Below are 11,377 nucleotides of genomic sequence, written 5' to 3'. Positions count from 1 at the left end.
CCGGAAGCCGTCAGGAGATGCGGAAGGGAGCGACCAGGAGGTCGTCGCGGCGCGAGCTCGGGCCGACGAGCAGCTCGAACTCGCCGGGCTCGACGACGCGGCGGCCGGCGGCGTCGACGATCGTGCAGTCCGTGGCGGGCACCTCGACCTCGACGACGACGCGCTCGCCGGGCGCCAGCGGCACGCGGCGGAACGTCTTGAGCTCGCGGTCGGCCCACGTCACCGACGTGACCTTGTCGCTCACGTAGACCTGCACGGTCTCGACCGCCGGGCGAAGGCCGGTGTTGGCCACGGTGACGCGGCCGCGCACCACGCCGTCGGCCGCCACGTCGGCGGCGTCCAGCACGAGACCCGAGTACTCGACGGTCGTGTACGACCGGCCCTCGCCGAACACGTACGGCGGGCGCTGCGTGAGGTCGGCGTACCGCGTGCCGTGCTGGCCGCGCACCTGGTGGTAGAAGACGGGCTGCTGCCCGGCGTGCAGGGCGTAGGAGATCGGCAGGCGGCCGGTCGGCTCGACCAGCCCGAGCAGCAGCTCCGCGACGGCCCGGCCGCCGCGCATGCCGGGGTTGGCGGCGTGCACCAGGGCGGCGGCCTCGGCCACGGCCGCGGGCAGCACGAGCGGCTTGGAGGCGACGAGGACGACGACCACGGGCGTGCCGGTCGCGACCAGCCGCTCCAGCAGCTCCACCTGGCCGCCCTGGAGCTCCAGGGTGGCGGTGGACTTCCCCTCGCCGGCGAGCGCGACCTCGTCGCCCAGCACGGCGACGACGACGTCCGCGGCGCGGGCCGCCTCCTCCGCCTCGGCCAGCAGGGCCGGGTCGGACGGGGCGGGCAGCGCGGCCGGCGGCCGGGGCTGCCCGTCGGGGTAGTGGGTGCCGTCCGGGTCGGGGCCCAGCTCCACGACGTTCGCGCCCCGGGCGCAGGTGACCTCCCACGACGCCGGCGCGACGGCGCGCAGCCCGTCCAGCACCGTCTCGGTCAGCTCGCGCGGGTGGCCGTCGCGGATCCAGCTCACCTGGCCCGACGCGCCCGCCCAGTCGCCGAGCTGGGCGTGCGGGTCGTCGGCGTTCGGCCCCACGACGGCGACGCGGTGCGGGCGGGCCGGGTCGAGCGGCAGCGTGCCGTCGTTCTCCAGCAGCACGAGGGAGCCGCGCGCGACGTCGAGCGCCAGGTCGCGGTGCGCGGCGGACCCGACGACCGCCTCGATGCGCTCGGCGACGGGCGCGCGCGGGTCCTCGAACAGCCCGAGGTCGACCTTGAGGCGCAGGACGCGCCGTACCGCGTCGTCGAGCCGTGCCACGTCGATCCGGTCGTCGGCGACGGCCTCCTGCGCGCCCTCGAAGAACCTCGGCGTCGCCATGATCACGTCGTTGCCGGCGCCGACGGCGGCGGCCGACGCGGCGGCGTGGTCGGGGCTGACGAACTGCTCCCACACCATGCGGCCCACGTTGTCCCAGTCGGTGACGAGGGTGCCGTCGAAGCCCCACTCGTCCTTGAGCACGCCCTGCAGCAGCCAGCGGCTCGTGGTGATCGGGACGCCGTCGATGGCCTGGTAGCCGATCATCACGGTGCGCACGCCCTCGCGGACCACGCGCTCGAACGGCGGCAGGAACCAGGAGCGCAGCTTGCGTGGCGTGAGGTCGGCCTCCGTGGCGTCGCGGCCGCCCTGCGTCTCGGAGTAGCCGGCGAAGTGCTTCGCCGTCGCCAGGACGGCGGTGGGGTCGGTCAGCCCGTCGCCCTGGTAGCCGCGCACCATCGCGGCGCCCAGCTCCCCGATGAGGTACAAGTCCTCGCCGAACGTCTCGTTGACGCGGCCCCAGCGCAGGTCGCGCGTCGCGCACAGCACGGGGGAGAACGTCCAGTGCAGGCCGGTCGCGGCGGCCTCGACCGCCGTCGCCCGCGCCGCCCGCTCCACCAGGTCGAGGTCCCAGGTCGCCGCCATCCCCAGCTGGCTGGGGAAGACCGTCGCGCCGGGGAAGAACCCGTGCCCGTGGATGGCGTCGTCGGCCACCAGCAGCGGGATCGCCAGCCGCGTGCCGCGCGCCAGCTCGATCGCCTCGACGACGCGCGACGGCGACGCGTGCAGGATCGACCCCGCCAGCCGCCCGACGACGATGTCCTCGAGGTCGTCCATCGCGTTGAGCTGCAGCATCTGCCCCACCTTCTCGGGCAGCGTCATGCGGCGCAGCAGGTCGTCCACGCGCTCGGCGGGGGACAGGGACGGGTCGCGGTACGGCAGGTCGGTCATGGCGCAGAGTCTTCCGTCGGGGGCGGGCGTGCCGAGGTAGTTCAGCCGGCCGCGAGGTAGTCCAGAATTCCGCGAGGTAGTTCGAGACTTGCCGAGGTAGTTCGAGATCCCGCGAGGTAGTCGACTACCTCGCCAGGATGCGAACTACCCCGCGGGATACGGAACTACCTCGGCGGAGGTCAGCGGACGGTGAGGCCGTTCGCCTGTGCGACGGAGCCGAGCCAGCCCAGCGACGGCTTCGCGCGGCGCTCGAACGTCTCCTTGTCGAACTCGACGAGGCCGAAGGTCGGGCGGAACCCGGAGGCCCACTCGTAGTTGTCCAGCAGGCTCCAGTGCAGGTAGCCGCGCACGTCGACGCCGTCGGAGATGGCGGAGTGCAGGCCGGCCAGCGCGCCCTCGGTGTAGTCGATGCGACGCGCGTCGTCCTGGGTCGCCATGCCGTTCTCGGTGACGAACACGGGGACGCCCTCGGTCTTCTCCCACGCGGCGCGGACGCCGTGCTCCAGGGCGAGGGGGTAGAACTCCCAGCCGGTCAGCGTGGTCTCGACGCCGTCGGGCACCTGGCGCGGGCCGTCGGGGCCGATGATCGTGCGGGTGTAGGCCTGGACGCCCACCCAGTCGTCGCCGCGGGCGGCCTCGAGGTACCAGTCGTCTCGCTGGTGGCCGTACTCGTGCGCCACGTCCTCGCAGCCGGGCTCCGGCTGGAAGTCCTGCGTCGCGACGGTCCAGCCCGAGTTGATGCCGCCGACGCCGGCGAGGATCTCGCGCGAGCGGGTGTGGCACTCGAGCAGCGTGTCCGCGACCTGGAGGTCGGGGTCGGGCAGTCCGTACGCGACCAGGTTGGCCGGGTCCTCGCCGCCCGCGATCATCGCGGCGATGTTCGGCTCGTTGATGGTGCAGACGTAGTCGACGTCGTTCCCGAGGATCGGCAGGGCGAGCTCGGTGAAGCGGGCGAAGCGGTCGGCCGCCTTCGGCGAGCGCCACATGCCCTCCTCGTAGAACCAGCGCGGCACGGTGAAGTGCATGAGCGTGACCATCGGCGTGATGCCGAGCTCGAGGCACGTCTCCACCATGCGGCGGTAGTGCGCGATCTCGGCGCGGGAGACGAAGCCCTCCTCGGGCTCGATCCGCGCCCACTCGATGGAGAAGCGGTAGGTGTCCAGGCCGGCGTCGCGCAGGAGCGTCATGTCCTCGCGGTAGCGGTGGTAGCTGTCCGCGGCGTCGCCGCTGGGCTCGACGATCGACGTGCCGGCGGCGTGCTCGCGCACCCACCAGTCGCTGGAGACGTTGTTGCCCTCGATCTGGTGGGCCGCGGTGGCGGCGCCCCAGCGGAAGCCCTCGGGGAAGTGCAGCACGGGATGGTCCTTACGTTGTGGTGCGGTGCAAAGAGGCGCGGGCGCGGCGGCCCGGCGCGGAGTGGTGGTTCAGCGGGTGGTGGTCCAGAAGCCGGCCAGGAGGTCCGCCGTCGCGGCGGGGTTCTCGACGTTGGGCAGGTGCCCGGCGCCGTCGACGACGGCGTAGCGGGCGGTGAGCCGCTCGGCCATGGCGCGCTGCCACGGCTGCGGCCACGCGGCGTCGTCCACGCCGTGCGCGACCAGCACCGGCAGGCCGGTGGCGGCCAGGTCGGGCGTGACGTCGCGGACGTCGGCGAGGACGTCGATGGCGCCCAGGAGGTTGTCCACGCTGGTCGCGACCGAGCGGTCCCGGTGGAAGCGGGCGTCGACGTCGAGGTCGGCCAGCTCCTGCGGGTCCTCGGCCAGCCGCCGGGCGAGCCCGGGGTTGTCGAGCGTCCACAGGTCGACCAGCCCGGCGGCGGCGAGCAGCCGGTCGCGCTCGGCGTCCTTGCGCCCGGGCCAGCCGTGCGGGCCCGAGCAGAGCATCGTCAGGCTGGCGAACGGCGCGGCGTCGCGCACGACGGTGGCCGCCGCGACCGTGCCGCCGAAGCTGTGCCCCAGCAGGTGCAGGGCGCCGGGCTCGATCCCGGCCGCCGCGGTCACGACGGCCGCGACGTCGAGCGCGTCGCCCGTGAAGTCGTCGCGGCGGTACGCGCCCACCCCGCGCGGGGCGGCCGAGTCGGCCTGCCCGCGCTGGGAGTACGTCCACGCCTCGACGCCGCGCTCGGCCAGCAGCGGCAGCAGCAGCCGGTGGTCCTCCCGCGACCCGGTGAACCCGGGCACGAGCAGGGCCACCGCGCGGCGCTCCACGCCGGCCGGCACGACCGACCGGAGCGCGGTGAGCGGCCCCACCGGCACGTCGAGCACCAGCGGCTCGACGCCGTCCGGCAGCGGCAGCACCGAGAACGGCGTGCCCGGCCGGACGGCCGTCGAGGCGGGCGCCGTCACGACGCAGCCCCGTCGGAGAAGCGGCGCGCGGGCTGCGGGATCGCGTCCAGCAGCCGCGTCGTGTACGCGTCCTCGGGGAACCGCAGCACCTGGGTGGTGCCGCCGGACTCCACGACCCTGCCGTGGTGGAGCACCATGATCTGGTCGGTCACGACGCGCGCCGACAGCAGGTCGTGCGTGATGTACAGCAGCGAGACGCCGAGGTCGGCGCGCAGGTCCTCCAGCAGGCTGAGCACGCCGGCGCGCAGCGACACGTCGAGCATGGAGACCGGCTCGTCGGCGATGAGCACCTGCGGGTTCGAGGCCAGGGCGCGCGCGACGACGACGCGCTGGCGCTGCCCTCCCGACAGCTGATGCGGCAGCTTGGCCGCGTACTGCTCGACGGGCGTGAGGCCTACGGTCTCCAGCAGCTCCAGCACGCGCTCGCGCGCGGCCTCGCCCTTGAGCGCGGTGAAGTTCTCCACCGGCCGGGTGAGCGTGTACTCCACGGTGTGCAGCGGGTTGAGCGCCGAGTACGGGTCCTGGAAGACCATCTGGACGTCGGCGTGCAGCGTCTTGAGCCGGCGCCGGCGCAGCCGGTCGACCCGCAGGTCGCCGAAGGTCACGGTGCCCGACGTCGGCCGCTCCACGCCGGTGACCATCTTCGCGATGGTCGACTTGCCGGAGCCCGACTGGCCCACCAGAGCCATCGCCGCCCCCGGCTCCAGCCGGAACGAGACGTCGTCGACGGCGGTGACGGCCTGCTCGCCGCGGCGCGGCGGCGGGTACACCTTCGACACGTGGTCCACGACGATCGCGTCGTGGGCGGCGGCCCGCCCCTCGTGATCGCCGGGGCGGGCCTCGCCGTCCCCGCTCGCGCGCCCGGCGGCCGGCGCCTTGCGCTCGAAGCCGGGCAGCTCCACGACCTCGGCCCGCGGGTCGGCGTAGTGGCTCAGCAGCATCTGCGTGTACGGGTGGGCGGGCGCGGAGAAGATCTGCCGCGACGCGCCGTCCTCGACGATCTCGCCGTCGTGCATGACGACGACGCGCTCCGCCGACTCCAGCACCACGCCGAGGTCGTGCGAGATGAGCACGGCGGTGAAGCCCTCCGCGGCCTGCAGCTCGCGGATGGTGTCCATGACCGCGTGCTGCACCAGCACGTCGAGGGCCGTGGTGGGCTCGTCGAACACCATCAGCCGCGGCTCGAGCGACAGGGCGAGCGCGATCGAGACGCGCTGGCGCATGCCACCGGAGAGCTCGCCGGGGTAGCGGTCGAGCACCGTGGAGGGCAGCTGCACCTTGTCGAGCAGCTCGACGGCGCGCTGGCGGCGCTTCCCCTTCGGCACGTGACCGTGCGCGGCGAAGATGTCGCCGAAGTGGTTCGCGATGCTGCGCACCGGGTTGAGCGCGTTCATGCCCGACTGGAGCACCATCGCGAACCCGCCGCGGCGCTGCGCGCGCAGCTCCTCGGCGTCCAGGTGCGCGATGTCGGTGCCGTCGAACACGATGCGCCCGCCGGAGATGCGCGCGGGGGCCTTGGCGAGCCGCGTGATCGCGAAGCCGAGCGTCGACTTGCCGGAGCCGGACTCGCCGACCAGGCCCACGAACTCGCCCTGCTCCAGGGTGAGGTTCGCGTTCTTGACGGCGTGCGTCGGGGTGGCCCCGCGGGGCTCGTAGACGACGGACAGGTCCTGGATCTCGAGCAGGCTCATCGGCCGGTCCCTTCCCGCAGGCGCGGGTTGGACAACCCGTCGACGCCGAAGTTCACGAGGGTCATGGAGGTCGCCAGCAGCGCGATGCACAGGCCCGGGGCGAACAGGAGGATCCACTGGCCGGTGAGGATCGCCATCGAGTTCTGGGCCCAGAAGATCATCGAGCCCCAGCTCACGGTGGCCATGTCGCCCAGGCCGAGGAACGACAGGCCGGACTCGGCGAGCACCGCCGACGTCGCGGCGCCGAAGAACGACCCCGCGATCATCGAGGTCATGTTCGGCAGGATCTCGCGGAAGATGACGCGGGCCGAGCTCTCGCCGGAGAAGATCGCCGCCGTGACGAAGTCGCGCGAGCGCAGCGACTGCGTCTGCGAGCGCAGCACGCGGGCGCCCCAGGCCCAGCCGGTGATGACGACGACCAGGATGATCATCGGCAGCCCGCCGTTCTGCAGGTACGCCGCGATGATGATCATCAGCGGCAGGCCCGGCATCACGAGGAACAGGTTGACGAGGAAGTTGACGACGTCGTTGCCCCAGCCGCGCAGGTAGCCCCACGACAGGCCGATGACGACGGCGACGAGCGTCGACAGGCCGCCGGCGACGAAGCCGACCAGCAGCGAGACGCGGGCGCCGTAGATCACCTGGGACAGCACGTCCTCGCCGGCGCCGGTGGTGCCGAGCCAGTGCGCGGCGCTGCCGGGCTCGTTGCGGGCGAACGAGTCGTCGTGCGGGGAGTACGGGGCGAGCAAGGGCGCGAAGATCGCCATGAGGACGAACATCCCCAGGATGACGAGCCCCACGCGGGCCTTGGGGTTGGCCCAGACGGTCGCGAACGCGCGGCCGAGCACCTGGCCGGTGCGGCCGAGGCGGGTGCGGGCGGGCCGGGAGGGGCCCTGCACGGACTCGGGGGCGGGGCCCTCGGGGTCCGGGATCGTCGCGGTGGTCGTGGTGGTCGGGTCAGCCATCGGGGTCACCGCCTCGTTCGGGGGTCGAGGACGCCGTAGAGGATCTCCACCAGGAAGTTCGCGAGCAGCACGCTCACGGTGATCATGAGGAAGAGCGCCTGCATCAGCGGGAAGTCCTGGTTGGTGACGGCGTTGAACAGCAGGTAGCCGACGCCGGGGTAGGCGAACACCTGCTCCACGAGCAGGGACCCGCCGACGACGCCGCCGAGGGCCATGCCGAAGCCGGTGAGGTTCGGCAGGATCGCGTTGCGGGCGGCGTAGCGGATCGCGACGGTGCGGCCGCGCAGGCCGTTGGCCTCGGCGAACGTCACGTAGTCGTCGCCGAGCGTGTTGATCATCGTGTTGCGCATGCCGAGGATCCAGCCGCCGAGCGAGGTGATGAGGATCGTCACCGCGGGCAGGGCCGCGTGGTACAGCACGTCGCCGAGGAACTCCCACGACAGGTTCGGCACCGCGGTGGCGGAGTAGGCGCCCGAGGTGGGGAACCAGCCGAGCACGTAGCCGAGGAAGAAGACGATGAGGAGCGCGGTCCAGAAGTAGGGGAACGCGGAGAGGAAGCTGCCGGCCACCGTGGGCAGGGAGTCCATCCAGGTGCCGCGCTTCCAGGCCGCCCCGATGCCGATCAGGGTGCCGAGCACGAACGCCACGACGGTGACGGCGCCGACCATGATCAGCGTCCAGGGCAGGGCGCCGGCCACGAGCTCGGAGACCTGCTGCGGGAAGAAGGTGTACGACACCCCGAAGTCGAGGTGGATGACGTTGTTCAGGTACGTGACGTACTGGTCCCAGATGCTGCCGCCGGGCACGCCGAGCTGGGCCTCGATCGCCGCCTGCACCGACGGCGTCACGGGGCCGTTCTGGGCGAGCTTGGCGATGGCCGCGTCAGCGGGGGAGCCGGGCATGAGGCGCGGGATGACGAAGTTCAGCGTCACCGCCGCCCACAGCGTGAGGACCAGCAGGCCGAGCTTGCGGAGCGCGTAGCGCAACGGAGCCTCCGGGTCGGTCGGTTCGGTGGGGCAGGGGGTGCCGGCCGGGCCTGACGACGGTCGTCGGGCCCGGCCGGCGCGCGGGGGTCAGCCCTGGGCGGGCTGGAGGTGCGTGAGGATCAGCAGCGGGGTGGAGTCCCACGTCTTGGGGGAGGCGTAGGGGTCGTCCGCGCTGGGCCAGCCGGTGAAGTTCTTGTTCGAGAACAGGCCCCACGAGCCGCCGTAGAACAGGGCGATCATCGGCAGCTGCTCGTACGTGATCTGCTCGAGCTGGTGCGTGATCTCGAGCTGCTTCGCCTCGTCGGTGGTCACCTTGAGCTCGGCGAGGAGCTCGTCGGCCTCCTTCGACTCGAAGCGGCCGAAGTTGCCGGCGGAGGTCTTGCCGACGGGCAGCAGGAACTCCGAGCCCATGAGGCCGTTGTAGTCCTGGAACGGCTGCCCGGTGCCGCCGACGGTGCCCATGATCATGTCGAAGTCGCCCGTGCGGAGCTCCTTCTGGTACGCGGCGGCCTGCGGCTGCACGACGCTGACGTCGATGCCGATCGCGGTGAGCTGGCCCTTGACCTGCTCGACGCCCTGCAGCCAGTCCGACCAGCCGTTCGGGGTCGTGATCGTGATCTTCAGCGGCTTGCCGGACGAGTCGACGAGCTTGTCGCCCTTCTTCGTGTACCCGGCCTTCTCGAACGACGCGAGGGCGGCGTCCGTGTCCTGGTCGATGTACCCCTGGTTCGGGATCGACGTGTCGAGGATCGCCTCCTGGTTGGGCAGCATGAGGCCGGTCTGGCTGGCCCGGTCGACGTAGCCCTGCTCGGCCTTGTCGGCGATGACCTGCTTGTCCAGGGCCAGCGCGATGCCCTTGCGGAAGTCGACGTCGTCGTACGGGGCCTTCGTCATGTTCGGGATGAGGGAGATCGCCGCGCCCGCCGGGAACCAGTAGGTGTTGTTCTCGGGGTCGGCCTTGACCCAGGTGTCCTCGACGTCGCTCATGAACGCGTAGGCCCAGTCGTAGCCGTTGTTGACGATGTCCAGCTCGGAGTTGGCGGCGGGCTGCACGAGCTCCTCGACGGCCACCTTGTCCGCCTGCCAGTACGACGCGTTCTTCTTCAGCGTGTACTGGTTCGGCGTGAACTCGCCGAGCGTGTAGGGGCCGGACCCGACGGGCTCCTCGTTGGTCCAGGTGACCGGGTCGTCGACCTCGGACCAGATGTGCTCCGGCACGATGAGCTGCTGGGCGAGGATCTTCGCGGCGGGGACGTCCTCGGTCTGCAGGTGCGCGACGACGGTCGTGCCGTCCACCTCGACCGACTTCAGGTGCGACCACGCGCCCTTGAGGTCCATCTCGGGGTGCTTCTTGACGAGGTCGAAGGAGTACTTGACGTCCTCGGCGGTGAGGGGCTCGCCGTCGGACCACGTCACGCCGTCACGGATGGTGAAGACGACGGTCTTCGCGTCGGGCTGCTCGTACCCCGTGGCGAGCCAGGGGGTCTCCTCGCCGCTCATCTCGTTGATGATGACCAGCGGCTCGTACATGTACGTCGTCGTGTTGCGCTTGCCGGACGAGTACGGGTTGAAGTTCCGGTCGAACGTCGGCGAGCCGTTGTCGGCCGCGATGAGCATCGACGTCGCGCCACCAGCGGCGCCGTCGTCCCCCTTGTTCTGCACCGGTGCCGAGCAGGCCGCCGTGGCCAGCACCGCGACGGTGGCCGCGATGGCGGCCAGGCGCCGCCCCGAGCGCGCTGTGCGCGTCATGGACATCCACTCCTCTTCGTCGAGGCCTCTCCTGTGAGGGCCCGCGCACGCCGGGGTCGGCGTGCGACGTCCCGGCGAGTGTATGCGCATACATTTCGGAGCGGCAAACCGTGTGGCCAGTGGCCCGGACGTGCTCCGTGGCCCTCCCGGGCGGCAGGGGTCACGAGCAGCCGCAGCTCTCGCGCAGCAGCACGCGCACGGGCAGGTTCACCGTGGCCGCCGGCGACGACGGGTCGGCCAGCCGGGTACGGAGCAGCTCCACCGCCGCGCGCCCGAGCTCGACCATCGGCTGGCTCACCGTGGTGAGCCGGGGGATCGAGGCCTGCGTGGCGTCGATGCCGTCGAACCCGGTGAGGACGACGTCGCCCGGGACGTCGACGCCCGCCTCGGTGAGCACGTCGAGGAAACCGAGCGCCGTCTGGTCGTTGGAGCACACCAGCGCGCGGGGGAGCGCGTGCCCGGTGGTCCCCGTGCCGCGGCCGGTCACGTGGGCCGCGAGCATCGTGCGGGCGAGGTCGCGCGCCCCGGCCCGCGTGAAGTCGCTGCGGGCGGCCGGCTCGTCGGGCACCTCGAGCCCCGCCGCGGCGAGCGCGTCGCGGAAGCCCTGGAAGCGCTCGTGCGCGTCGGGGGAGTCGAACGGCCCGCCCACGAACGCGAGGTCGCGCAGGCCGTGGTCGGCGATCAGGTGGTCCACCAGGGCGCGGGTGCCCGCGCGGTTGTCCACCGAGATGTGGTCGTAGGCGTCGTCCTGCGGCGGACCGGCCATCACGACGACGGGGACCCGGCGCGCGATGTGCGCCAGCAGGTCGTCGGGCACCGACTTCGACAGCACCGCCAGGCCGTCCACGCGGCCGGCGAGCTCGTTGACCGCCTGCGCGCGGCGCAGCCCGCGCGCCACGCCGATCATCACCGCGTGGCCGGTGCGCCACGCCTCCAGCTCCGCGCCGCGCATCACCTCGCCCAGGTACAGGTTGCTCCACCGCGCGGTCACCGGGCCGCCGACGTCGCGCACCACCTCCACCGCCTCGCCCACCCGCACCGGGTCGGGCAGGTCGGCGACCTCGTCGATGCCGTCGACGTCGGGGAAGCACAGGCCCAGCACGCCCGTCGAGCGCGCGGCCAGCCCGCGTGCCGCTCCGGACGGCACGTAACCCAGCTCGCGGATCGCCTCGTGCACCACCGTGCGGGTGCGCTCGCGCACGTCGTCGGGGCGCCGCAGCACCCGTGAGACCGTCGCGATCGAGACCCCCGCGCGCTGCGCGACGTCGTACACCGTGGGGGCCTTCGCCACCGGAACTCCTTGACCGCATGCGTCGCCCGCACGGCCGTGCGAGCGGTCCCACGATAGTGACTGCGCATACATCCCGGCATCGCGGCCGGTCAGCGCCCCGCC

The 11,377-nt window shown here is 72.5% G+C and carries 8 protein-coding genes; all 8 read right to left on the bottom strand.

Annotated features, from left to right (window positions below; genetic code table 11):
• Window positions 1-10: 10 nt before the first annotated feature.
• The 8 genes from ACFQ8E_RS20190 to ACFQ8E_RS20155 all read right to left on the bottom strand — a co-directional run bounded on the left by ACFQ8E_RS20190 (window position 11) and on the right by ACFQ8E_RS20155 (window position 11,275).
• Complete coding sequence (locus ACFQ8E_RS20190; protein ID WP_430552348.1) at window positions 11-2,251, bottom strand: glycoside hydrolase family 3 N-terminal domain-containing protein; 2,241 nt, start codon at window positions 2,249-2,251, stop codon at window positions 11-13.
• Window positions 2,252-2,430: 179 nt separating this feature from the next.
• On the bottom strand, window positions 2,431-3,606 hold the full coding sequence (locus tag ACFQ8E_RS20185) for a glycoside hydrolase family 1 protein (protein WP_430552347.1): 1,176 nt from the start codon (window positions 3,604-3,606) through the stop codon (window positions 2,431-2,433).
• A gap of 69 nt (window positions 3,607-3,675) precedes the next feature.
• The gene (locus tag ACFQ8E_RS20180; RefSeq protein ID WP_430552346.1) at window positions 3,676-4,593 is read right to left on the bottom strand and encodes an alpha/beta fold hydrolase; all 918 of its coding nucleotides are present in this window, start codon (window positions 4,591-4,593) and stop codon (window positions 3,676-3,678) included.
• Window positions 4,590-6,284, bottom strand: a complete 1,695-nt coding sequence (locus ACFQ8E_RS20175; RefSeq protein ID WP_430552345.1) for an ABC transporter ATP-binding protein — start codon at window positions 6,282-6,284, stop codon at window positions 4,590-4,592. The genes ACFQ8E_RS20180 and ACFQ8E_RS20175 overlap by 4 nt, the downstream gene beginning before the upstream one ends.
• Window positions 6,281-7,249, bottom strand: coding sequence for an ABC transporter permease (locus ACFQ8E_RS20170; RefSeq protein WP_430552344.1), 969 nt, complete (start codon window positions 7,247-7,249; stop codon window positions 6,281-6,283). Before ACFQ8E_RS20170 ends, ACFQ8E_RS20175 begins: the two co-directional genes overlap by 4 nt.
• 5 nt (window positions 7,250-7,254) lie before the next feature.
• On the bottom strand, window positions 7,255-8,235 hold the full coding sequence (locus tag ACFQ8E_RS20165) for an ABC transporter permease (RefSeq protein WP_429730146.1): 981 nt from the start codon (window positions 8,233-8,235) through the stop codon (window positions 7,255-7,257).
• Between the two features lie 87 nt (window positions 8,236-8,322).
• Window positions 8,323-9,984, bottom strand: coding sequence for an ABC transporter substrate-binding protein (locus tag ACFQ8E_RS20160; protein WP_430552343.1), 1,662 nt, complete (start codon window positions 9,982-9,984; stop codon window positions 8,323-8,325).
• 160 nt (window positions 9,985-10,144) lie between these two features.
• Entirely contained in the window at window positions 10,145-11,275 is a 1,131-nt protein-coding gene (locus ACFQ8E_RS20155) for a LacI family DNA-binding transcriptional regulator (RefSeq protein ID WP_430552342.1), read from the bottom strand.
• Window positions 11,276-11,377 lie beyond the last annotated feature (102 nt).

This window comes from Isoptericola sp. NPDC056573 (genome assembly GCF_042793335.1).
In the GTDB taxonomy this organism is placed as follows: Bacteria; Actinomycetota; Actinomycetes; order Actinomycetales; family Cellulomonadaceae; genus Isoptericola.
Note: the sequence above shows the minus strand (reverse complement) of the source record. Positions and strands in the feature narration are given on the sequence as shown.

Coding starts and splice junctions, on each gene's coding strand:
- ACFQ8E_RS20175 (WP_430552345.1), bottom strand. CDS start 6,284: ATGAGCCTGCTCGAGATCCAGGACCTGTCCGTCGTCTACGAGCCCCGC.
- ACFQ8E_RS20190 (WP_430552348.1), bottom strand. CDS start 2,251: ATGACCGACCTGCCGTACCGCGACCCGTCCCTGTCCCCCGCCGAGCGC.
- ACFQ8E_RS20170 (WP_430552344.1), bottom strand. CDS start 7,249: ATGGCTGACCCGACCACCACGACCACCGCGACGATCCCGGACCCCGAG.
- ACFQ8E_RS20160 (WP_430552343.1), bottom strand. CDS start 9,984: ATGACGCGCACAGCGCGCTCGGGGCGGCGCCTGGCCGCCATCGCGGCC.